Below are 22,725 nucleotides of genomic sequence, written 5' to 3' on the forward strand. Positions count from 1 at the left end.
GATGAACGACGCCGCCGCTGACAGCGGTGCCGATGACATCAAGGACACGCTGCGCAAGGCGACGAACCCGATGAGTTCGGCGATGGACGAGGTGAAGAATTGCGGCAGGCCATCGCGGGGCTCGGCGCCGCGGACAGGGCGACGCTGGGGCTGGCGGGACTCGTTCAGGTGCCCGCCGATGCCTACCTCGAATTGCCCAATCCGCCGGCACCGGCGGCCGATCCGGGCTGACCATGCGTCAAATCGGCAGGAAACGACGCACAACAGCCGTTTTGCAAGTTGCATCGCGCGTAATTTTCGTTCCTATTGTCGGGTTGAAAACCAACCCGACGCCCTGACCGGACAGTGCCCTTGACCAATACCGACCCCGTCATAGAGATCAGCAACCTGCACAAGGCGTATGGCGCGCTGGAGGTCATCAAGGGCGTGGACATCACCGCCCGCAAGGGCGATGTCGTCTCGCTCATCGGGTCGTCGGGGTCGGGCAAGTCCACGATCCTGCGCTGCGCCAACCTGCTGGAGGACAGCCAGCAGGGCGACATCATCTTCAAGGGCGAACCCGTCAGGTGGAAGGGCGAGGGCCTGCGCCGGCATCCCGCCGATCCCAGGCAGGTGCTGCGGATCCGCACGAACCTGTCGATGGTGTTCCAGCAGTTCAACCTTTGGGCGCACATGACCATCCTGCAGAACGTGATGGAGGCGCCCGTCACCGTGCTCGGCCGCGACAGGGCCGAGGTGGCAACCGCCGCGCGGGGCTATCTGGACAAGGTGGGCATCGGCGACAAGGCCGACGTGTATCCCGCGCAGATCTCGGGCGGGCAGCAGCAGCGCGCGGCGATCGCGCGCGCGCTGTGCATGGAGCCCGAGGCGCTTCTTTTCGACGAACCGACCTCGGCGCTGGACCCGGAACTGGAACAGGAAGTCGTGCGCGTGATCAAGGACCTGGCCGCCGAGGGACGCACGATGATGCTGGTGACCCATGACATGAAAATGGCGCGGGATGTTTCCGACCTCGTCGTTTTCCTGCACCAGGGCCTTATCGAGGAGCAGGGCGCCCCCGACACGCTGTTCGAGGCGCCCCGATCCGAGCGGCTGCGGCAGTTTCTCAGCTCGACCATGGCCGCGTGACACTCAAACCAAGAGGGAGTACCGAAATGAAAAAAATGATCCTATCCGCCGCCGCGCTGGCCGCTTCGGCCGGGATGGCCATGGCGCAGGACGTGGTGCGGCTCGGCACCGAGGGGGCCTATCCTCCGTGGAACTTCATCAACGACGCCGGCGAGGTCGACGGCTTCGAGCGCGAGCTGGGCGACGAGCTTTGCGAGCGTGCCGAGCTGAATTGCGAGTGGGTGACGAACGACTGGGATTCGATCATTCCCAACCTCGTTTCGGGCAACTACGACGTGATCATCGCCGGGATGTCCATCACGGACGAGCGCGACGAGGTCATCGATTTCACCCAGAACTACACGCCGCCCGACCCGTCGGCCTATATCGCTATGGCGGAGGTCGAGCTGGACAACGCCATCGTCGCGGCGCAGGCCAACACGATCCAGGCGGCGTTCGTCGCCGAGAAGGGCTGGACACTGGTGGAATACGCCACGCCCGAGGAAACCATCGCGGCCGTCCGCAACGGCGAGGCTGACGCGGTTCTGGCCGACAAGTCCTACCTTGTGCCGGTGGCCGCCGAGGAGGCCGACCTGATGCTGCTGGACCGCGAGGAAGCGATCGGCGGCGGCGTCGGCATGGGCGTGCGCGAATCCGACCCGGACCTGCGCGAGACCTTCGATGCCGCGATCCAGTCGATGAAGGATGACGGAAGCCTGAACGAGCTGATCCGGAAATGGGAGGTCGCCTCGACCTTCTGAGGTGCCCTCACTGCGGGTGGGCAACCAGTTGCCCACCCGGCTGCGAACTGATCACGCTAAAGCTATGCACGGGTAAGCCCATGAAAACCAATGCGATCGCTTTGATTCTGGCCTTAGCTTTCCCAACAAGCAGTATTGCGAAATCAGATTGCATACTGGATGTTGTTTATGGAGATGTTGAACAACCGAGCAACACCATTGTCGAAGATCGTGAGATAAAGTACACGCTTATCAACGAAAGCAATATCACTATATCCGGCGCGTTAGTGGAATGGGAACTTTGGTCTAACGAGCGCCCCTTGCCGCTTGATGCGGGTTCAATCAGGGAACTCATTCAGATTCCCGGCGCTCTAAAACCGAGCGAGTCGGCACTCGGTATCGATTATCATTTCATGAACGAGAGAACTAAAGAGCTTGCGAAGCAAGCCTCCGAACTCACGCTTATTGCGGAGATCACAGAAGTATACGATCTTTCTGGAACACCAATTCCTACAGAAGATTGTTGAGCCGAAGCTGTGTTTTCCTTCTGCGCAGATCCCGAGACGCTGGACGGTTTCCGCTGGCTGTCGTGCTACCTGACCACGGGCAAGCACGCGAATTTCTACATCTCGTTCGGGACGGTCCTGCTGTTGCTGGCGATCACCGCGCCGACCGCGCTGGCGTTCGGGTTCGGCGGGGCGATCGCGGCCCGGTCCCGCGTTGCGCCGGTCAGCTGGCTGGGCAAGGCCTATATCGCGCTGGTGCGGGGCGTGCCCGACATCGCGTTTTTCCTTTTCTTCGTCATCGCGCTGGACCAGGGCTTCGAATGGCTGCGCCACCAGGTGCTGTGCCCCGACTGGGACCAGCCGATCCGGCAAGGCAACGATTTCGTCGTCTGTCAGGCGGCGAAACTGCCGCTTGGCAACGCGGCGCAGTGGATTCACGAGGTTTACGGTTTTTTCCTTGCCGTGCTGACCTTCGCCATCGTTTTCGGCGCCTTCGCGGCCAACGTGCTTTTCGGCGCGATGCGCGCGGTGCCGCGCGCGCAGCTTGAAACCGCCGAGGCCTACGGCATGAGCCGGCGCCAGACCTTCTGGCGGATCCTCGTGCCGCAGATGTGGGTCTATGCGCTGCCGGGCCTTTCCAATCTCTGGATGGTCCTGATCAAGGCCACGCCGCTGCTGTTCCTGCTGGGGGTCGAGGATATCGTGTACTGGGCGCGTGAACTGGGCGGCACCGCGAACCCGCGCTTCACCTCCTATCCGCATGGCGACTGGCGGGTGTGGTATTTCCTTGCGCTGCTGGTCTTCTACCTTGCCTTCACACGGGCGTCGGAAATCCTGATCGAACGCCTGATGACCCGGCTGACGCACGGTCAGGCCACCACCGGCGGCGAAGCGCAGCGAAAGGCCGCGGCATGAGTTGCTGGCAGACCATCCAGGAGTACGGCCTGCGCAGCCTCGGCCTTGGCGAGCGGCTGTTGCCGCGCGAGGATTTCACCCTGTGCGAGCAGGCCACGCTGATCGGGTCGGGGCTTCTGTGGAACATCTATTTCGGGACGCTGGCGCTGGTGGCCGGGTTCTTCCTCGCCACGGCCGTCGCCGTCGGCAAGAGCGCGCGCAACACGGCCGTCCGCAAGGCCTCCGAATGGTTCATCTTCGTATTCCGGGGCTCGCCCCTGTTCATCCAGTTCTTCTTTGCCTATTTCGCCTTCCTGTCGCTGAAATCCGTGCATCCGGTGTTTGACCCGTTCACCGCGGCATGGCTCGGGGCGCTGATCGTGCTGTTCCTGAACACCGCGGCCTATTCCGGGGAGATATTCCACGGCGCGCTGCGCTCGATCCCCACGGGCGATGTGGAGGCGGCGGACGCATACGGCTTCAGCGGCTGGATGCGGTTTCGCAAGATCGTCTGGCCCACGATGCTGCGGCTGGCATGGCCGGCCTACACCAACGAGGCGATTTTCCTTTTCCATGCCACGACGCTGGTCTTCTTCTCGGGGTTCCCGGCGTGGCAACAGCGGGGTGATGCGCTTTACTACGCCAGCTACTTCGCGGACAAGACCTTCAACCCCTTCGTCCCCTACCCGATCCTCGCGGGCTATTTCATCTTGCTGACGCTGGTGGTGATCGGCCTGTTCGGGCTGGTGAACCGCCGTCTGAACAGGCATTTGCCGCAAGAGGCCCGGCGCCGGCTGAAGCTGCGGATCAACGTGATCCGCTAGGGGGCACCGCATCCTCGGGCGCATAGCGGCTGATCATCTCGTAGCTCTTGCGCGGCCCGTTTACCCGCCATGTCACGGTGAACCGGGGCCAGTCGGAGAAATCGTACCACCCGTCGTACATGTCCGGGGGGCACCAATGCGTGGCCCGCCCGCCCTGCGCCGGCACCTCGTGGAAAAAGCGGCCATCGGCGAAATGCACGCGCAGGCCCGGTGCCCAGAGGTAGCACCGCTCGGCCTGCACCGGGGGCTGGCCGGGCAGCATCAGCCGGCCTTGTTCGCAAAGCTGCAAATCCGCGCCCTGCCATTGCCAGCAGGCCCGGCCGTCGAAGGTGGCGGTGGATCCGTCGGCATGGGTGATCCGGCGGTCGAGCCGCCACGCCCCCGCGAAATGCGCCAGTTCGCGCGCCGTCGGTGCCATGCTTGCCCGTTCCGTGTCCCTGCGGCTCCTGCCTTGCCGTGCGGCCGCCATGCGTCTAAACCCGCGCCAACCTGACAGGAAAGACAAGGGTCCGCCACATGATTCCCCGATATTCCCGCCCCGAGATGACCGCCATCTGGGACCCCGCCACCAAGTTCCGCATCTGGTACGAGATCGAGGCGCATGCCTGCGATGCGCAGGCCGATCTGGGCGTCATCCCGCGCGAGAACGCCGAGGCCGTGTGGAAAGCCCGCGACGCGGAGTTCGACGTGGCCCGCATCGACGAGATCGAGGCCGTGACCAAGCACGACGTGATCGCCTTTCTCACGCATCTGGCCGAACATGTCGGCAGCGAGGAGGCGCGGTTCGTGCATCAGGGCATGACCAGCTCGGACGTTCTGGACACCTGTTTCAACATCCAGCTCACGCGTGCGGCGGACCTGCTGCTGGCGGACATGGACAAGCTGCTGGGCGCGCTCAAGCGGCGCGCGTTCGAGCACAAGATGACGGTCCGCATCGGCCGCAGCCACGGCATCCACGCCGAGCCGACCACGATGGGGCTGACCTTTGCCCGTTTCTATGCCGAGATGGACCGCAACAAACGCCGGCTGGAAACGGCCCGCGAAGAGATCGCCACCGGCGCGATTTCCGGCGCGGTGGGCACCTTTGCCAACATCGACCCCGCCGTCGAGGTTCATGTCTGCGAGAAACTGGGGCTGAAGCCCGAACCGATCAGCACGCAGGTCATCCCGCGCGACCGGCACGCGGCGTTTTTCTCGGCACTGGCGGTCGTGGCCTCCTCGATCGAGAACCTCGCGATCGAGGTGCGCCACATGCAGCGCACCGAGGTGCTGGAAGGCGAGGAATTCTTCTCGAAGGGGCAGAAGGGCAGCAGCGCGATGCCGCACAAGCGCAACCCCGTGCTGACCGAGAACCTGACCGGGCTGGCGCGCATGGTCCGCAGCGCCGTCATCCCCGCGCTGGAGAACGTGGCGCTCTGGCACGAACGGGACATCTCGCACAGCTCGGTGGAGCGCAATATCGGGCCCGACGCCACCGTCACGCTGGATTTCGCGCTGACCCGGCTCACGCAGGTGGTGGACAAGCTGGTGATCTATCCCGAAACGATGCTTGCCAACATGCACAAGTTCCGCGGGCTGGTGATGAGCCAGCGGGTGCTGCTGGCGCTCACGCAGGCCGGGGTCAGCCGGGAGGACGCCTATCGGCTGGTGCAACGCAACGCCATGAAGGTCTGGGAAGACGGCAAGGATTTCAAGACCGAGCTGCTGGGGGATCCGGACGTCACCGCCGCGCTGACGCCCGCCCAGATCGAGGAGAAATTCGACCTCGGCTACCATACCAAGCATGTCGACACGATCTTCGAGCGCGTCTTCGGAGAAAGCTGAGCGGCCCGCGGGCCAGCGCCGGGCCATGCCGGCCCCCGGGTGGCGCGTCAGTCGATCCGCGCCACCGCTTCGACCGGGCCGTGGCCTTCGCGCTGGATGATCACCGCGACGGGGTCCGGCCCGGTGACGGGCACCAGCGTCTCGAAGGGTTCAGCCGGGCGCCATGCCGGCTCAAGCATGCGCAGGCCGTGAACGATGTTGACGTAATCCAGCGTCCGCCCGGCATTTTCCCCGCGGTCTATGCGCACCGTGGCCTCGGGCCTGTACCGCATGAGCCGCACGCTGAGCGGCACCGAGACGTCCCCGTTGGCGCGCGCCACGACTTTCACGCGGTCCCCGCGGCGTGTCAGGTCGAGTGTCACGCCGCGGGGCTGGTCCGCGGCGGCGTCGATCAGCGCGTCCACCTCGGCCGCGCGATTGCCGACGGCATCGGCCGCCCCGTTGACGATCATTTGCGGCGTGTACACCATGCGCCGGCCCGCGGCGCGGGCATAGGCCCGTTGCCGCGCGGTGTGGGCAGCATCGCCGAAACTGTCTTTCCAGCCGATATAATCCCAGTAATCGACGTGAAACGCGAGCGCGACGACATCCTCACGCGCCGCGAGGTCGCGAAGATAGGCATCCGCGGGCGGGCAGGACGAACATCCCTGCGACGTGAAAAGTTCCACGACAACCGCGGCCCCCTCCCCGGCCCGTGCGTTGTCGGCGGGGGTGAGAAAATGCCCGAGGGCCACGAGAATCAGCACTGCTCTTTTCAACATCCCGCCATCCGTTTCCTGTGACTGTTGCGGGGAAAAGGTAGTCCCGCACGCCGCGGTTCGCCAATCAATGTTTCGCGATGGACCCTTCGCCGCATGGCCCGCGCGGCGATGGCGCCGGCTGCGTCCGTGTTTCGCAGGCGGCGGAACCCGTGGGCGACACGGTGATTGCAGAATTGTGTGCAGCAGTATACAATACCACCATACGGCTCTTGATCGACTGTTTGAAATCGGTCAGAACGCCATGCAAGGTTCAGCCCTACACGTTTCAAAGGAAACCAGCCATGCCAATTTCCGTCGGACACGACACCGCGCAAACCCGTAAAACCCTTTCCGTCGGCGGTCAGAATGTCGCCTACTACTCGATCCCGGCCGCCGAGGCCGCCGGGCTGGGCGATTTCTCGCGCCTGCCCGCCGCGCTGCGCGTCGTGCTGGAAAACATGCTGCGCTTCGAGGACGGCAAGACCGTCACCACCGACGATATCAAGGCGTTCTCGGACTGGGCCGACAACGGCGGACGCGCCAACCGGGAACTGGCCTATCGCCCGGCGCGCGTGCTGATGCAGGATTTCACCGGCGTGCCGGCCGTTGTGGACCTTGCCGCGATGCGCGACGGCATCAAGGCGCTTGGCGGCGACGCGCAGAAGATCAACCCCTTGAACCCGGTCGACCTGGTTATCGACCACTCGGTCATGATCGACGAGTTCGGCAATCCGCGCGCCTTCCAGATGAACGTGGACCGCGAGTACGAACGCAACATGGAACGCTACCAGTTCCTGAAATGGGGACAGGGCGCGTTCGACAATTTCCGCGTGGTGCCGCCGGGGACCGGCATCTGCCACCAGGTCAACCTTGAATACCTTGCCCAGACGGTCTGGACCGACGAGGATCAGAACGGCGAAACGGTGGCGTATCCCGACACGCTGGTCGGCACCGACAGCCATACCACGATGGTCAACGGTGCCGCTGTGCTGGGCTGGGGCGTCGGCGGCATCGAGGCCGAGGCCGCCATGCTGGGCCAGCCGATTTCCATGCTCATTCCCGAGGTCGTGGGCTTCCAGTTGACGGGCGCCATGATGGAAGGCACGACGGGCACCGACCTCGTGCTGAAAGTCGTCGAGATGCTGCGCAAGCGGGGCGTCGTGGGCAAGTTCGTGGAATTCTACGGGTCGGGGCTGGACAACCTGCCGCTTGCCGACCGCGCCACGATCGCGAACATGGCGCCGGAATACGGCGCGACCTGCGGGTTCTTCCCGATCGACGACGAAACGCTGCGGTACCTCGAACAGACGGGCCGCGACAAGGATCGCATCGCGCTGGTCGAGGCCTATGCCAAGGAAAACGGGTTCTGGCGCGGGCCGGATTACGACCCCGTCTATTCGGACACCCTGCATCTGGACATGGACGAGATCGTGCCGGCGATCTCGGGGCCCAAGCGGCCGCAGGATTACGTGGCGCTGGATCGCGCATCCTCGGAGTTCTTCAACGTCGTGTGCGACTATCGCGGGGAGGACGAGACCGTCGCGGCGACCGACATGGCCTCGGAAGGGCCCGCACCCGACCCGCTGATCGACCCGCGCAAGAGCCAGAAAGTGGAAGGCGAGGACTACGAACTGCGTGACGGCTCGGTCGTGATCGCCTCGATCACCTCGTGCACCAACACGTCGAACCCCTATGTCATGATCGGCGCCGGGCTGGTGGCCAAGAAGGCGCATGAGCTGGGCCTCAACCGCAAGCCGTGGGTCAAGACCTCGCTCGCGCCGGGGTCGCAGGTGGTGACGCAATACCTCGAGGCCAGCGGGCTGCAGGAGCATCTTGACGCGATCGGGTTCAACCTCGTCGGTTACGGCTGCACGACCTGCATCGGCAATTCCGGCCCGCTGCAGAAAGAATTGAGCGAGGCGATCGCCGAGGGGGACCTGATGGCCTGTTCCGTCCTGTCCGGCAACCGCAACTTCGAGGGGCGGATCAGCCCGGACGTGCGCGCCAACTACCTGGCGAGCCCGCCGCTGGTGGTGGCCTACGCGCTGGCCGGGGACATGAACATCGACCTGACCACCCAACCGCTGGGCGAGGACAAGGACGGCAACCCCGTCTACATGAAGGACATCTGGCCCACCCAGCAGGAGATCGCGGCACTGGTCGAGAAAACCGTGACGCGCGAGGCGTTCCAGTCGAAATATGCCGACGTCTTCAAGGGCGACGAGAAATGGCAATCGGTCGAGACGTCGGGCGGGGAAACCTATGACTGGCCGCCGCAATCGACCTACGTGCAGAATCCGCCGTACTTCCAGGGCATGTCCAAGGAGCCGGGCACGATCTCGAATATCGAGGGGGCGCGCGTGCTTGCGCTTCTGGGTGACATGGTCACGACCGACCACATCAGCCCGGCGGGATCGTTCAAGCCGGATACCCCGGCCGGCCAGTACCTGACCGAGCGGCAGGTGCCGGTTCGCGAGTTCAATTCCTACGGGTCACGCCGCGGCAACCACGAGGTCATGATGCGCGGCACCTTCGCCAACATCCGCATCCGCAACGAGATGCTCGACGGCGTCGAAGGCGGCTACACCAAGGGCCCCGACGGCGAACAGACCTCGATCTACGAGGCGTCGATGGCCTATCAGGCGCAGGGGACGCCGCTGGTCGTGTTCGGCGGTGAACAGTACGGCGCCGGCTCGTCGCGGGACTGGGCCGCGAAGGGCACGGCGCTTCTGGGCGTGAAGGCCGTGATCGCCGAGAATTTCGAGCGGATCCACCGGTCGAACCTCGTCGGCATGGGTGTCATCCCGTTCGAGTTCACCGGCGGCGACACGCGCAAGACGCTGGAACTGACCGGGGACGAAAGCGTGTCGATCACCGGGCTGGACACGATCCAGCCGCAGCAGGAGGTGCTCTGCACCATCACCTACGCGGACGGCACGACCCGCGAAATCAAGATCAAGTGCCGCATCGATACCGCCATCGAGAAGGAATATGTTGAACATGGCGGCGTGCTGCATTACGTGCTGCGCGACTTGGCCAAGGCGGCCTGACGCAACCCGGCCGGGTGGCGATGCGACCGCCCGGCCGCCCGTTCCGGCGCCACCGCGCCGGGGTGATGCCTTTATGATTACTGCCCATTTTTCGGCGCTTCGGCGTCATTCTGCCGATTTTCCGCGCAGCGCCCCGTCTTCACGCCCTCACGCATGTGCGCTGCCCTTTCAATGCCGCGGGAGAATGCCATCTTGAGGGTATAACCAAACAAGAGCAGGAGCCATCCATGCGCACGGCGCTGATCCTATTTCAGGCAGGGGTTCTGTCCTGCCTCGCGGTCTATGGCGCGCACAGCGGCACCGACAGCGAAACGGCCTGTCCGCTGCCGACGGCGAAGACCGACATCCATTGCAACGACTGACCGCGCTTATTCCCGCGCGGCGGCCTTTTCCATCGCGGGCAGGATCTTGGATTCCAGCACGCGCTCGGTGATCGGGCCGGCAAAACGCAGGACGATCCGCCCCTGCCCGTCCAGCACGTAGGTTTCGGGCACGCCGTAGACCCCCCAGTCGAGAGCCATGCGCCCCTTGGCATCCGCGCCGATGGCGGAGTAGGGGTCACCCAGCTCCTCGAGAAACCCGAGCGCCTTTTCCGGCTTGTCCTTGTAGTTCACGCCGTAGATGGTCACGCCGTCTTCGGCCAGCTGTTCCAGGTGGGGATGCTCCACCCGGCAGGGCGCGCACCAGCTTGCCCAGTAGTTCACCAGCTTGACGCCACCGCCGCGCAGGTCCGCATCGTCGAAACCGGGCTTGTCCCCGAGGGGTGTCACCGCGACGGCCGGCGCCTGCTTGCCCTCGAGGGCCGAGGGCAGTTCATCGGGATTTTCGCGTTGCATCCCGAAGAAGAAAAGCGCCGCGAGCCCGGCGAAGAGGACGGGCGGCAGGATCATGAGGGGGGAGATCTTAGCCATTTCTGTCGCGCTTTCCTTCGAGTTCATCCAGCTTTTTCTTGACCTTTGCCCCGCGCCTGAGGCTGAGCCAGACAAGCACCGCGATCAGCACCAGCGACACCGCGTAGGATGACAGCACCGCCTCGGCATATTTTCCCAGATCAGGCATCATCCCATGCGCTCCCGTGCCAGCAACGCGCGCATCCGGCGCGCGCGGATTTCCGTGCGGGTCCGCAGCAGGATCAGCGCGATGCACAGCAGCACGAAGCCCGCCATCGACACCAGCAGCGGATGATAGAAAACGTCGGCCACGTTTTCCTCCTTGTCCAGGCTGAGCGACGCCCCCTGGTGCAGCCCTTGGTTCCAGAACAGCACCGCGTAGCGGCTGAGCAGGGCGAAGACGGACCCGACAAGGCACAGGATGCTGGTGAGGTCGGCCGCGGTGTCGTCATTCTCGATCGCCTCCCACAGGGCGATGTAGCCCAGATAGAAAAGAAAGAGGATCAGGAAACTTGTCAGGCGCGGGTCCCATGCCCACCACGTGCCCCACATGGGCTGCCCCCAGATCGCGCCGGTGACAAGCGCGATCACCGTCATGACAGCGCCCACCGGCGCCGCCGCCCGGGCGGCCAGCGCGCTCACGTGGTGCCGCCGGATGATCCAGATCAGCGAGGTAATCAGCATCATCAGCCACGCGTTGATGGCCATCAGGGCGCTTGGCACGTGCAGGTAGATGATCTTGACGGTCGAGCCCTGCCGGTAATCGTCGGGCGTGAAGAAAAAGCCCCAGGTCAGCCCGGTGACAAGGCACAGCACCGCCAGCACCGATATCGACGGCAGCACCCGGTCCGTTGTCCGGATGAATTTCTTGGGGTTGGCATATTCCCAGAGTGAAGTCACGTTCATCCCTATTCCCGTTGCTCAGCGCAGGTTGATCCTTAGTACCGCGGCGGACGCGAAAGGCAAAAGCGCGATGGTGCCGCAGCTGATGCCGGCCAGCATAAGCAGCGGCGTCGAGGTGTCGAGCCCTTCGGCACCGCGGCGGGCGACCTCGGCCCCGAAGATGAGCGTCGGCACGTAAAGCGGCAGGACAAGCAGGCTCAGCAGCAGGCCGCCACGCTTGACGCCCACGGTCAGGGCCGCGCCGAACGTGCCGATGACACTGAGGGCCGGCGTGCCAAGGATCAGCGACACCAGCAGCGGCACGTAGCCGCGCTCGGGCAGGCTCAGCAGCAGGCCCAGAACCGGCGCGGCCAGAACCAGCGGCAGCCCCGTCGTCATCCAGTGTGCCAGTGCCTTGACGCTGGCGACCGCTTCCATCGGCAGCGGCGCCGTGGCCAGCAGATCGAGGCTGCCGTCCTCCCAGTCGAGGGCGAAGATGCGGTCGAGCGAAAGCAGACAGGCCAGAAGCGCCCCCAGCCAGAGGATGCCGGGCGCGATCCGCGCCAGAAGGCCGGATTGCGGGCCGACCCCGAAGGGCACCAGCACGACCACGATGAGGAAAAACGACAGCCCCAGGCCGAAGCCGCCACCGGCGCGCATCGACAGGCGCAGGTCGCGTGTCAGCAAGGCGATCACAGGAACGCCTCGTCGAAATCGTCGGCCTCGCTGGCCGTCGCGCGGTACGGCGCCAGCTCCAGCACCCGGGCGTCGGGCAGGCCCAGATCGATATGCGTGGCCATCAGCGCCGCGCCGCCGCGCGCAAGATGGGCCCTGACGGCCGCGGCGAACATCGTCACGGCGTCACGGTCAAGGGAGACCGTAGGTTCGTCCAGCACCCAGACGGGCCGGCCTGTCACCAGCAGCCGCGCCAGCCCGAGCCGGCGTTTCTGCCCTGCCGAGAGCATCCCCGCCGGCCGGTCGAGAAGCGGGGCAAGGTCGAAGGCGGCCACCGCGCCGGAAATGTCGCGCTGGTCGAACACGCGTGCCCAGAAATCGAGGTTTTCGGCCACAGACAGCGTGGCCTTTATCCCGTCGGCGTGGCCGGCATAGACCAGCGTGTCGGCGGGCGCTTCCACCCGGCCGGCGACCGGCGGTTGCAGGCCCGCGATGGTGCGCAGCAGGGTCGTCTTGCCGATCCCGTTGGGACCGCGCAGGACAAGCGCGGTGCCGGCCTCGAGCACGAAGGACACGCCGTCGAGTACGCGGAGTCCGCCGCGCGCTATCGTCAGATCCGTCACCTGCAGTGTCATGCGTGACTGGTTACCTCAATCCCGCGGCGCCGGAAAGCGCCCGAGGCCGCCCTGCCTCGTCACGTTTCGTCACACGGGGATCACGGCCGCGGCGACGCGCCTGCCTTCGGACAGGAGCACGTTGAACGTACGGCAGGCGGCGGGCGAATTCATCGCCTCCACCCCGAACCCCTCGTCCTCGAGGCGGGTGCGCAGATCGTCCGGCACATGCGCGGTTTCCGCCCCCGTGCCGATGAAGAGCACGTCAACGCTGTCGCACAGGTCGATCAGCGTGTCGGCATCCTCGTAGCCGCCCCAGCTGCGCGCGCCCGAGCCCGTCACGCAGACAGGCCCTTCGACGATCTGGCCGCCCACGCGGAAAAAGCCGGGGCCGTACCCGTCGAACGGGGTGGCTTCGCGAAATGTGATCTCGTTCAGTTGCATGTCACTCCCCCATTTGCCAGATCGGCAAGCCGCTCGCCACCGCGAGCGCGATCACGGCGTAGGCCGCCCATCGGTACAGTCGCTCATGACGCGGGTCAAACAGCGATTGCCCCACCAGCGTCGTGACGAAATAGGGCACGGCAAGCAACGCCGCAACGACGACCACGTCGATCGTGACAGAGCCGCGCAGCACGAGGTTTGCCACGACGACGACATCGAGGATCGCGAGGAAAAGGATCGTGTTGGCCCGCACCGACAACGCCGCCGACTGGCCGGCGAGGTAGAACAGGATCACCACCGGGCCGGTCAGGCCCGTCAGGCCGCCGACCACCCCGGCGACCCCGCCGATGCCGGCAAGCCCCGTGCGCGACACCCGGCCCGAGAAGCGCCACCCGGCGATCAGGGCGGCCAGCGTCGCCGTCGCGATTGCCGCCACGATCCACCGGATCATCGCACCGGGCAAGACATCTAGGATCAAAAGCCCCACCGGCACCGTGAACAGCGCCGCCACCGCCAGCAACCCGACCTCGCGGTGCGCCGCCCGTGCCCATGCCCCGGGCAACAGCGCCGCGGTACTGGCGATGCCCGTGAGACCGATCAGCGCGATCACCCTTTCCGCCGGCAGGAAGATCCCCGCCACGGGCACGAAGATCAGGGCGGTGCCGAACCCGGTGAAGCCGCGCACGACCCCGGCCACGCAGATGGTCGCCATCAGCCAGAACAGCCCGGGCGTGGCCAGCGCCGAGACAAGCGTGTCAGGCATCCACGTCGGCGAACTGGTTGCCCTGGTTGGCGTCGGGTTTCGACCAGTCGCGCTTCACGCCGAGCCACAGCAGCACGGTGCTGGCCACGAACACCGACGAGTAGGTGCCCACGATCACGCCCCAGATCATCGCGAACACGAAGCCCCGGATCACGTCACCGCCGAGAATGAAGAGCGCCAACAGCGCCATCAGCGTGGTGACAGATGTCATGACGGTACGGCTCAGCGTTTCGTTGATCGAGAGGTTGAGCACCTCGGCCAACGGCTTTTTCTTGTATTTCCTGAGGTTTTCGCGCACCCGGTCGAACACGACCACGGTATCGTTGAGCGAGTAGCCCACGATCGTCAGAAGGGCCGCGATGATGGCGAGGTCGAACTGGATCTGCAGCTCGGAGAAGATGCCGATCGTCAGCACGACGTCGTGCACCAACGCGGCGACCGCGCCCAACGCGAACTGCCATTCGAAGCGCAACCAGATATAGAACAGGACCGCTGCGATAGCGAGCGCGACCGCGATGAAGGCGGTCTGGATCAGTTCGTCCGAGACCTTGGGGCCGACGCTTTCGACGGAGGTGAAGTTGATGTCGGGCGCCACGCCCTGCAATGCCGTCCTCACGTTCTCGATCACCTCGGCCGTCACGCTTTCCTGGCCCTCCTGCGCCTGTATCCGGATCATGGCAACGTTCTGGTCGGGGCCGAAGGTGGGGTCGAACACCTGCGTGATCGTGACGTCACCGAGTTCCAGCGCCTGGATCGAGTCGCGGTATTCGCCGATGTCGATGGTCTGGGCGCTTTCCGTGCGGATCGTTGTGCCGCCCCGGAAATCGATCCCGAAGTTCAGGCCCTGCAGCAGGAAAGACCCGCCCGCGACCACGATCAGGAACGCCGAGAGGCCCAGCGACGCCTTCCACCGCCTGAAGAAATCCCATGCCGTATCGCGCGGGACGAGGCGCAACGTGCGCTCCTGCAGGATGGTCTTGGGGCGCTTGCGCTCGAACCACATGACGGCCAGCAGCCGTGTTACGAAGATCGCGGTGAAAACCGACGTGATGATCCCGAGACCCAGCGTCACCGCGAAACCGCGGACAGGCCCCGAGCCCATGGCGAACAGGATGACCGCGGTAATGAAGGTGGTGATGTTGGCATCGGTGATCGCGCTCAGCGCCTTCTCGTAACCCAGCTCGATCGCGCGGGCCGGGCCGCGTGCGGTCCTTGCCTCTTCGCGGATGCGCTCGAACACCAGCACGTTGGCGTCCACCGCCATGCCGATCGTCAGGACGATGCCCGCGATGCCCGGCAGTGTCAGCGTCGCGCCGATGAGGCTGAGCAGCCCGAAGATCAGCCCGACATTGATGATCAGCGCGATGTTCGCGAAGATCCCGAACGTGCCGTAACTGGCGAACATGAAGACAAGCACCAGGATGAACGCGACGATGCAGGCGATCTGTCCGGCCTCGATGCTGTCGGCGCCGAGCTCGGGGCCGATCGTCCGTTCCTCGAGGAACTCAAGACCGGCCGGCAACGCCCCCGCCCGCAGCAGCACGGCGAGGTTGGTACTTTCCTCGACCGTGAAATTGCCGGTGATAATGCCCGACCCCCCGGGAATATGGCTCTGGATGACGGGGGCGCTGATGACCTCCCCGTCCAGCACGATGGCGAACGGGTTCCCGATGTTCTGGGCCGTGTAATCGCCGAACTTGCGGGCGCCGGTGGGGTTGAACCGGAACGAGACCGCCGGCTGGCCGTTCTGGTCGAAATCGGGCTGGGCATCGACAAGCTCGTCGCCGGTGACGACGGGCGCGCGCTCAAGGATGTAGTACGTGTCGGCCGCGTCCATCGCGGGCAGCAGTTCGTTGCCGGCGCCGGGCGAGTCGCCTTCATCGGCGCTACGGCTCACGACGGGTTGAAAGGTCAGCTGCGCGGTGGTGCCGATGATTTCCTTCAGCTCGCCGGCGCTGCCGATGCCCGGCACCTGGATCAGGATGCGGGTGGCGCCCTGACGCTGGATCGTGGGCTCCCGCGTGCCGACCTCGTCGATCCTTTTCCGGATGATTTCAAGGGCTTGCCTGACGGTCCGCTCATCGGTCGCACGGCGTTCCGCATCGCTCAGCGTGACGACGACGGCATCGCCCTCGGTCGTCACCTCGATATCGCTGGCCCCGGCGCCGGTGAGGCTGGTGACCGGCCGCGCGAGCCCGCGGACAAGCCCGGCGGCGTAGCCCACCTCGCCCGGCTGTTCCACCAGCCGGACACGAAGTTCCGCGTTTTCGGTGGGTTGCAAGCGGATGGGACCGATCCGGTCCCGTTCCTCGCGCAGCATGTCGCGAATCTCGGGCCACATGCCCTCGATCCGGGCTTCGTAGACGTCCTCGACCTTCACCTCGGCCAGCAGGTGCGCCCCGCCCCGCAGGTCAAGCCCGAGATTCACCAGGCCCGACGGCAACCAGTCGGGCCAAAGTCCCGCGTCCTCAACCAGTTGCGGCGCCTGCGCGCCGCTTTCCAGCGCCGCGACCGCGTCGTTGTGGCGCTCTACCCGGGGATAGAAGACATTGGGCAGCGCCAGCAGCAGGCCGAGGGCCACAATGCCCCAGATCACGATGCGTTTCCACAGGTCGATTTGAAGCATTATGAAGCCTTTTCAATGGCTTGAAGATGGAAACGCGCTTAGCCCTCGGCCGGTTCGGTCTTGGACAGAACCTGCGAGATGGTGGATTTCACCACGCGGACCTTGACCCCCTGCGCGACCTCGACCTCGATCTCGTCGTCTTCCTTGACGCGGGAGACCTTGCCGATCATGCCGCCCTGGGTTACGACTTGGTCGCCCTTGCGCAGCGCCTCGACCATCGCCTTGTGTTCCTTGAGTTTCTTCTGCTGGGGACGGATCAGCAGGAACCACATGATCGCGAAGATCAGGATCAGCGGAACGAACTGGGCAAATGCTTCCATCGGGCGATAACCTCCGTGATTGCGGCGAGGGCACCCCCCGCGAATTTTGACGGAACCTATGGGCGGCGGGCGGTATTTGCAAGGCGGTAAAGCGGCGCTGCATCGTGACGGCAGGGCGTCGGTATCGCGCCGGTGCCGTCCCGGACGCCGCGCGTGACAGGGCGGCCGGGCCGCGCGATGCGGATGCGCGTCCGCGCACCCTACACCTTTGCCGCGATCTGGGGCATAAGGCGCCGGACGAGTCGATCACAGCCGAGGGACAGCCCCATGCACGATATCCGCGCGATTCGCGAAAACCCGGAAGGCTTCGACGCCGCCATGGCCCGGCGGGGGCTTACGGGCGTGTCGGAGGAAGTTCTGGCGCTTGACGAGGCGCGCCGCGCGCGCATCCATGCCGCCGAGACAGCGCAGGCCGAGCAGAACCGCGCCTCCAAGGAGGTCGGCCGGGCCAAGGCGCAGGGCGACGAGGCCGAGTTCGAGCGGCTGCGTGCGCTGGTTTCGGACAAGAAGGCCGAGGTGGCGGCGATGCAGGCCGAGGCCAAGGAGCTCGACACGCAGTTGACCGAGCTGCTGATGACCCTGCCCAACCTGCTGCACGCGGACGTGCCCGACGGCGCGGACGAGGCCGACAACGTCGAGATCCGCCGCCGGGGCGCGCCGCGCGCCTTCGATTTTACCCCGCGCGAACATTTCGAGCTGGAGGGCGTCAAACCCGGCATGGATTTCGAGATGGCCGCCAAGCTGTCCGGGTCGCGCTTCGTGGTGATGTCGGGGGGCGTGGCGCGCCTCCATCGCGCGCTGGCGCAGTTCATGATCGACACCCATGTCGAGGAGCACGGCCTGTCGGAGACATGGACCCCGGTGCTTGTGCGCGAGGAGATGATGCGCGGCACCGGGCAATTGCCCAAGTTCGGCGAGGACAGCTACCGCACGACCGATGGCTGGTGGCTGGTGCCCACCGCCGAGGTCACGCTGACCAACCTTGTCAACGGCCTGACGGTGGAGGAGGCCACCCTGCCCCACCGTTACGTCGCGCATACCCAGTGCTTCCGCTCGGAGGCCGGGTCGGCGGGGCGCGACACGGCCGGGATGCTGCGCCAGCACCAGTTCGAGAAGGTCGAGATGGTGTCGGTCACGCATCCCGACACCGCCATGGACGAGCACGCGCGCATGACGAACTGCGCCGAGACGATCCTGCAGAAGCTGGACCTGCCCTACCGCACGGTTATCCTGTGTTCGGGCGACATCGGCTTCGGCGCGATCAAGACCCACGACATCGAGGTCTGGCTGCCCGGGCAGGACATGTATCGCGAGATCAGTTCGGTTTCGGTCTGCGGCGATTTCCAGGCGCGGCGGATGAATGCGCGCTTCAAGCCGGCCGACGGCGGCAAGCCGCGGTTCCTGCACACGCTGAACGGCTCGGGCCTCGCGGTGGGGCGCTGCCTGATCGCCGTTCTCGAAAACGGCCAGCGCGCCGACGGCTCGGTCGATCTGCCGGCGGCGCTGCACCCGTGGCTGGGCGGCAAGACCCGGCTTATGCCGGACGGCACGCTGGCCTGACCCGCAACGCCGTGCCGGCGGCGCGTCGCGCCCCGGCCGCCGGTCACGTCGCGGCCTTGCGGGTGCTCAGCAGCAGGCTGGTTTCCGAGTTGGCAATGCCGTCGAACCGGCGGATGCGCGCCAGCACGCTGTCGAATTCTTCCAGCGTGGGGGTGCCGATCTCGACGATCAGGTCCCACCGGCCATTCGTGGTATGCACGGCGCGCACCGCGCCCAGCCCGTTGAGCTGGCGCAGGATGCGGTCGGTGCCGCGCCCCTCGATCCCGATCATCATGAACCCGCGCACCGGATCGCGGGCAGCGTCCTGCTTGAGCACGACGGTAAAGCCGAGGATGTCGCCGGACCGTTGCAACCGCTCGATCCGGGCGCGGACCGTCGTGCGCGAGACGCCGAGGCTGAGCGCGAGGTCCGAAAGCGAGGCCCGCGCATCGTGGCGCAGGGCCGAGATGAGGGCCTGATCCGTTTCATCCATTTTGCATGTATAACATTCCGTTTCGGGCAATCAATCACCGAAACGTGCGAAATGCCCGCTTCCGCCATCCGCAATTCGGACGAATTCTTGCGCGGGAAACGTCTTGGCACGAGGTGGGACATGACCGGGACAAACTGCATCCTGATCGGGGCGCCGGTGGACAGTGGCAAGCGCCGTCGCGGCTGCGTGATGGGGCCCGACGCCTATCGCGTCGCGGGCCTGGCCGAGGCGCTGGCCGATCTGGGCCACCGCGTGACCGACAGCGGCACCCTTGCGCCCGATACGGCCGACACCGCCGCCGCCCTGCCCGAGCATGTGCACGCCGCTGCCGAAACCATCGGCTGGACGCGCGTGCTGATCCGGGCGGGCCGCGCGGCCACGGCCGAGGGGGTGCCCATCTTCATGGGCGGCGATCACAGCCTGTCGCTGGGCTCGGTCGCGGGGGTGGCCGAAGCGGCGGCCGAGGCGGGGCGCCCGCAATACGTGCTGTGGCTGGATGCGCACAGCGATTACCACACCCCGCAAAGCACCGCGTCTGGCAACCTGCACGGCACCCCGCTGGGCTACGTCACCGGCCGCGCGGGGTTCGCCGGCTTCCCCGCGGTCACGGCGCCCGTTCCCGAGGAAAACATCTGCATCCTCGGGCTGCGGTCGGTCGACGCGGCGGAGCGCGAGGTGCTGCAGAAAACCGCGATCCGCACGCATGACATGCGCGAGATCGACGAGCGCGGCATCGCGCGGCCGCTCACGCGGTTTCTCGACGACGTGGCGCACGCGGGCGGCGCGTTGCACGTGAGCCTCGACGTGGACTTCCTCGACCCGGAAGTCGCCCCCGCGGTCGGCACCACCGTGCCGGGCGGCGCGACCATCCGCGAGGCGCATCTGGTGATGGAGATGATCTGCGATTCCGGGCTGATGACCTCGCTCGACCTGGTCGAGCTCAACCCCTATCTCGACGATCGCGGCCGCACGGCGCAGGTGATGGTGGATCTGGCGGCCTCGGCGCTTGGCCGCCGGGTCTTCGACCGGCCCACGCGGGCGCACAACTGACGGAGAAGGCACGATGACAATTCCCCCTTCGGACAAGGCGCTGGTGCCTTTCGTGAGCGTCGACAACATGATGAAGCTGGTGAATCACGTCGGCATCGAGCCGATGCTGCGCGGGCTGGCCGCGTATATCGAGGAGGATTTCCGCCGCTGGGACCTGTTCGACAAGGTGCCGCGCGTGGCGAGCCATTCCGCCGAGGGCGTGATCGAGCTGATGCCCACGTCGGATGGCGAGGTCTACGGGTTCAAGTACGTCAACGGCCATCCCAGGAACACCCGGGCGGGTCTTCAGACCGTCACCGCCTTCGGGCTGCTGGCGAACGTGGGCAACGGGTACCCGGTGCTGCTGTCGGAAATGACGGTTCTGACGGCGCTGCGCACGGCGGCGACATCGGCGATGGTCGCGAAGCACCTCGCGCCCAAGGGGTCGCACACGATGGCGATGATCGGGGCCGGGGCGCAATCGGAATTCCAGAGCCTTGCCATGAAGGCGCTTGTCGGCCTGAAATCGGTGCGGCTTCACGATATCGACCCGGCCGCCACCGCCAAGGCGGCGCGCAACCTTGCCGGATCGGGGCTGGAGGTCGTGCCGTGCCGGTCGGCGGAGGAAGCGATGGAAGGGGCGCAGATCATCACCACCTGCACCGCCGACAAGCAATACGCCACCATCCTGAGCGACAATATGGTGGGCCCCGGGGTGCACATCAACGCGATCGGCGGGGACTGCCCGGGCAAGACGGAGCTGGCGCGCGGCGTTCTGGAGCGGAGCGACATCTTCGTCGAATACCCCGAGCAGACCCGGATCGAGGGCGAGATCCAGCAGATGCCGCCCGACCACCCGGTGACGCAGATGTGGGACGTGCTGAGCGGCGCCAAGCCCGGACGGACCGGCGCGGGCCAGATCACGCTGTTCGACAGCGTGGGATTCGCGGTGGAGGATTTCAGCGCGTTGCGCTTCGTGCGCGACCATATCGGCGGGACGGATCACTACGCCGAACTGGACCTGCTGGCCGATCCCGACGACCCGCGCGACCTGTTCGGGATGCTGATGCGCGCCGCGCCGGGCTGACGCCGCGCCCGCTTGCGCGGCCCTCGCGCGCGGCCTAGACAGGGTCCGGCAGAACCGCGAGGGCAGCATGGCATCCTTCAAGAAATGGCGCGACCGGCGCCGCAACCCGTGGAAGGGCGTTTTCTATGACGCCTTCAAGGCGTGGAAGCGCGAGAACGGGCCGGGGCGCCTGTACGATTACGGCGACCTGCCCGCCGGCGCCGTGGTGCTGGATTTCGGCGCTTACAAGGGCGAATGGGCCGATATCGTGCTGGGCCAACAGCCCGATTGCCACCTGCACCTGTTCGAGCCGCATCCGGGCTTCGCCGCGGCGCTGGTCACGAAATACGCGGGCGATGCGCGGGTGACGGTGCATGATCACGCGCTCGGGCGGCGCGCGGGCGCGCTGACCCTGTCGGATGCGGAAAACGCGTCATCGGCGGTGGCGGATCATGACAAGGGGGTCGAGGCGCGCGTCGTCAGCGCCGCGGATTTCTTCGCGGGCGGGCATTTTCCACGGATCGACCTTGTGAAGATGAACATCGAGGGCGGCGAATACGACCTGCTGCCCGCGCTGATCGAAACCGGGGTCATCCGGCGGATCGCGCGCCTGCAGGTGCAGTTCCACCTTTTCGCCGAACGCATGGTCCCGATGCGGGACGCCATCCGCAACGACCTTGACCGCACGCATGAGTGCGCGTGGTGCTATCCCTTCGTCTGGGAGGAATGGCGGCAAACCGGGGTGGGATGACGCCCGGCCGCGCTGTCAGCCCCGTTCGGCGACAGACCCGTACACGCTGTCGCGGTAGGCGGCCATCGTGGCCTCGTCGGCCACGACCGGCTGGCCCAGTTGCCGCGCCAGATCGAAGAACCCCCTGCCCGGCAGCCCCGTCCCCCGCGCGACGACCAGCGACGCCACGAAGGGCCGCCGCGCGGCGGCGTCCTCGTGCATGGTGGCCTCGAGCGCGGCGGTGATGCGGCGCACCGCGCCCGGCAGGTAGAAGCCCATCGCGCGGGCCAGCTGCCCGTATGTCACGGGGCGCCTGTCGGGCGGCAGCATCATCAGGTGATGGCGCACGCGGTGGACGAGTTCGGGATCGGGCGCCGCCGGTCGGGCCGGGGCGGCTGTCGGCGGCGGCACTTCGCGCAGGGTGCCGTCCGCCGCGATCTCGGCGGCCCATGCACGGGCGGGGGTCCGGATCGTGAGCCGGCTGGACGTTCCATCGGCGCCCGTGCCTTCGTCCAGTTCGCGGTGAATGTCACCGTTGCCAAGCCCGGCGACCAGCACCTCGGGCGTGAGGCCCAGCTTGGGCGCGAGATAGGCCGGGTCGATGCTGAGGTCCTCGCCATCCCAATGGACGGCCGAGGCCGGGACCGGGCGCGAGAGAACCGGGCTCTGGCCCGTGTCGGCGCTGTAATAGGGGTTGGTGCCCGCCTCGTGGTCCGTCAGGTCGACGATGTCGCGCAGTTCCGGCAGCGCGGCGCGCAACATGTTCTCGATCCCGTCGCGCAGCGTGGCGGCCGAGGCCGCGCAGCCCTGGCAGCCCCCCGACATGCGCAGGTAGGCGACCGCATCGGTCACCCGCTCGACCGCGACATGCCCGCCATGCGCGGACGGTTTATCGAGCGTCCTTATGGACCGACCAGCTTGGCCACAACCTGCAGGTCGTGGGCGCCTGGTCTGGTGCCACATATGAAG

Annotated in this window: 25 protein-coding genes and 1 pseudogene; 13 read left to right on the plus strand and 13 right to left on the minus strand. The window is 66.2% G+C overall.

Translation table 11 applies throughout. From position 1 onward, the window contains the following. From ACH107_RS17325 to ACH107_RS17350, 6 genes and pseudogenes are all read left to right on the plus strand, one after another. Positions 1-355: pseudogene (locus ACH107_RS17325) on the plus strand (hypothetical protein); the annotation flags it as partial. Further along, the gene (locus ACH107_RS17330; protein ID WP_412506899.1) at positions 352-1,128 is read left to right on the plus strand and encodes an ABC transporter ATP-binding protein; all 777 of its coding nucleotides are present in this window, start codon (positions 352-354) and stop codon (positions 1,126-1,128) included. The pseudogene ACH107_RS17325 and the gene ACH107_RS17330, both read left to right, overlap by 4 nt. Before the next feature lie 26 nt (positions 1,129-1,154). Further along, a complete protein-coding gene (locus ACH107_RS17335; protein WP_412506900.1) occupies positions 1,155-1,868 on the plus strand; it encodes a transporter substrate-binding domain-containing protein in 714 nt (237 codons plus the stop codon). Positions 1,869-1,948: 80 nt separating this feature from the next. After that, positions 1,949-2,374: a hypothetical protein gene (locus ACH107_RS17340; RefSeq protein ID WP_412506901.1), complete on the plus strand. Its 426-nt coding sequence runs from the start codon at positions 1,949-1,951 to the stop codon at positions 2,372-2,374. A 9-nt stretch (positions 2,375-2,383) separates the two neighbouring features. Beyond that, positions 2,384-3,268, plus strand: coding sequence for an ABC transporter permease (locus tag ACH107_RS17345; protein ID WP_412506902.1), 885 nt, complete (start codon positions 2,384-2,386; stop codon positions 3,266-3,268). After that, the gene (locus ACH107_RS17350; protein WP_412506903.1) at positions 3,265-4,071 is read left to right on the plus strand and encodes an ABC transporter permease; all 807 of its coding nucleotides are present in this window, start codon (positions 3,265-3,267) and stop codon (positions 4,069-4,071) included. The genes ACH107_RS17345 and ACH107_RS17350 overlap by 4 nt, the downstream gene beginning before the upstream one ends. On the opposite strand, the gene ACH107_RS17355 is transcribed toward ACH107_RS17350, so the two are convergent. Next, complete coding sequence (locus tag ACH107_RS17355; protein WP_412506904.1) at positions 4,055-4,489, minus strand: DUF6314 family protein; 435 nt, start codon at positions 4,487-4,489, stop codon at positions 4,055-4,057. The genes ACH107_RS17350 and ACH107_RS17355 overlap by 17 nt on opposite strands. A gap of 98 nt (positions 4,490-4,587) precedes the next feature. Between ACH107_RS17355 and purB the strand changes: the two genes are divergently transcribed. Beyond that, positions 4,588-5,895 (plus strand): adenylosuccinate lyase, encoded by a 1,308-nt coding sequence (gene purB, locus ACH107_RS17360; protein ID WP_412506905.1) that lies wholly within the window; start codon positions 4,588-4,590, stop codon positions 5,893-5,895. A gap of 47 nt (positions 5,896-5,942) precedes the next feature. Here purB and ACH107_RS17365 read toward each other — a convergent pair whose 3' ends face one another. Next, positions 5,943-6,656, minus strand: a complete 714-nt coding sequence (locus ACH107_RS17365) for a DUF1223 domain-containing protein (protein WP_412506906.1) — start codon at positions 6,654-6,656, stop codon at positions 5,943-5,945. 281 nt (positions 6,657-6,937) lie between these two features. On the opposite strand from ACH107_RS17365, the gene acnA reads away from it, so the two are divergent. Next, the gene (gene acnA, locus ACH107_RS17370) at positions 6,938-9,685 is read left to right on the plus strand and encodes an aconitate hydratase AcnA (RefSeq protein WP_412506907.1); all 2,748 of its coding nucleotides are present in this window, start codon (positions 6,938-6,940) and stop codon (positions 9,683-9,685) included. Between the two features lie 227 nt (positions 9,686-9,912). After that, a complete protein-coding gene (locus ACH107_RS17375; RefSeq protein ID WP_412506908.1) occupies positions 9,913-10,047 on the plus strand; it encodes a hypothetical protein in 135 nt (44 codons plus the stop codon). A gap of 6 nt (positions 10,048-10,053) precedes the next feature. Here the strand turns inward: ACH107_RS17375 and ACH107_RS17380 are convergent, their stop codons facing one another. The 9 genes from ACH107_RS17380 to yajC all read right to left on the minus strand — a co-directional run bounded on the left by ACH107_RS17380 (position 10,054) and on the right by yajC (position 16,899). Next, a complete protein-coding gene (locus ACH107_RS17380) occupies positions 10,054-10,596 on the minus strand; it encodes a DsbE family thiol:disulfide interchange protein (protein WP_412506909.1) in 543 nt (180 codons plus the stop codon). Beyond that, positions 10,589-10,747, minus strand: a complete 159-nt coding sequence (gene ccmD / locus ACH107_RS17385) for a heme exporter protein CcmD (RefSeq protein WP_412506910.1) — start codon at positions 10,745-10,747, stop codon at positions 10,589-10,591. The genes ACH107_RS17380 and ccmD overlap by 8 nt, the downstream gene beginning before the upstream one ends. Further along, the gene (locus ACH107_RS17390; protein WP_412506911.1) at positions 10,744-11,481 is read right to left on the minus strand and encodes a heme ABC transporter permease; all 738 of its coding nucleotides are present in this window, start codon (positions 11,479-11,481) and stop codon (positions 10,744-10,746) included. The genes ccmD and ACH107_RS17390 overlap by 4 nt, the downstream gene beginning before the upstream one ends. A 15-nt stretch (positions 11,482-11,496) precedes the next feature. Beyond that, positions 11,497-12,153: a heme exporter protein CcmB gene (gene ccmB, locus ACH107_RS17395; RefSeq protein WP_412506912.1), complete on the minus strand. Its 657-nt coding sequence runs from the start codon at positions 12,151-12,153 to the stop codon at positions 11,497-11,499. Then, the gene (gene ccmA / locus ACH107_RS17400; protein WP_412506913.1) at positions 12,150-12,767 is read right to left on the minus strand and encodes a heme ABC exporter ATP-binding protein CcmA; all 618 of its coding nucleotides are present in this window, start codon (positions 12,765-12,767) and stop codon (positions 12,150-12,152) included. Before ccmA ends, ccmB begins: the two co-directional genes overlap by 4 nt. A 69-nt stretch (positions 12,768-12,836) precedes the next feature. Then, positions 12,837-13,190, minus strand: coding sequence for an Mth938-like domain-containing protein (locus tag ACH107_RS17405; protein WP_412506914.1), 354 nt, complete (start codon positions 13,188-13,190; stop codon positions 12,837-12,839). Between the two features lies 1 nt (position 13,191). Further along, a complete protein-coding gene (locus ACH107_RS17410; RefSeq protein WP_412506915.1) occupies positions 13,192-13,953 on the minus strand; it encodes a TSUP family transporter in 762 nt (253 codons plus the stop codon). Continuing rightward, the gene (secD, locus tag ACH107_RS17415) at positions 13,946-16,579 is read right to left on the minus strand and encodes a protein translocase subunit SecD (protein WP_412506916.1); all 2,634 of its coding nucleotides are present in this window, start codon (positions 16,577-16,579) and stop codon (positions 13,946-13,948) included. The genes ACH107_RS17410 and secD overlap by 8 nt, the downstream gene beginning before the upstream one ends. A 38-nt stretch (positions 16,580-16,617) precedes the next feature. Further along, positions 16,618-16,899, minus strand: coding sequence for a preprotein translocase subunit YajC (gene yajC, locus ACH107_RS17420; protein ID WP_412506917.1), 282 nt, complete (start codon positions 16,897-16,899; stop codon positions 16,618-16,620). A 267-nt stretch (positions 16,900-17,166) separates the two neighbouring features. Between yajC and serS the strand changes: the two genes are divergently transcribed. Then, entirely contained in the window at positions 17,167-18,459 is a 1,293-nt protein-coding gene (gene serS, locus ACH107_RS17425) for a serine--tRNA ligase (protein WP_412506918.1), read from the plus strand. A 43-nt stretch (positions 18,460-18,502) separates the two neighbouring features. Here serS and ACH107_RS17430 read toward each other — a convergent pair whose 3' ends face one another. Next, positions 18,503-18,931 carry an Lrp/AsnC family transcriptional regulator gene (locus ACH107_RS17430; protein ID WP_412506919.1) on the minus strand — a complete coding sequence of 143 codons (429 nt, stop codon included), beginning with the start codon at positions 18,929-18,931 and terminating at the stop codon, positions 18,503-18,505. Positions 18,932-19,051: 120 nt separating this feature from the next. Here ACH107_RS17430 and rocF point away from each other — a divergent pair, with 120 nt between their 5' ends. The 3 genes from rocF to ACH107_RS17445 all read left to right on the plus strand — a co-directional run bounded on the left by rocF (position 19,052) and on the right by ACH107_RS17445 (position 21,777). Further along, positions 19,052-19,981 carry an arginase gene (gene rocF, locus ACH107_RS17435; protein ID WP_412506920.1) on the plus strand — a complete coding sequence of 310 codons (930 nt, stop codon included), beginning with the start codon at positions 19,052-19,054 and terminating at the stop codon, positions 19,979-19,981. A 13-nt stretch (positions 19,982-19,994) separates the two neighbouring features. Further along, positions 19,995-21,047 carry an ornithine cyclodeaminase gene (locus ACH107_RS17440; protein ID WP_412506921.1) on the plus strand — a complete coding sequence of 351 codons (1,053 nt, stop codon included), beginning with the start codon at positions 19,995-19,997 and terminating at the stop codon, positions 21,045-21,047. Positions 21,048-21,114: 67 nt separating this feature from the next. Further along, positions 21,115-21,777 (plus strand): FkbM family methyltransferase, encoded by a 663-nt coding sequence (locus ACH107_RS17445; RefSeq protein WP_412506922.1) that lies wholly within the window; start codon positions 21,115-21,117, stop codon positions 21,775-21,777. A 15-nt stretch (positions 21,778-21,792) separates the two neighbouring features. Here ACH107_RS17445 and ACH107_RS17450 read toward each other — a convergent pair whose 3' ends face one another. Next, entirely contained in the window at positions 21,793-22,719 is a 927-nt protein-coding gene (locus tag ACH107_RS17450; protein WP_412506923.1) for a DUF6522 family protein, read from the minus strand. Between the last annotated feature and the right edge of the window lie 6 nt (positions 22,720-22,725).

The sequence above is a fragment of the Roseovarius halophilus (ex Wu et al. 2025) genome, assembly GCF_047086965.1.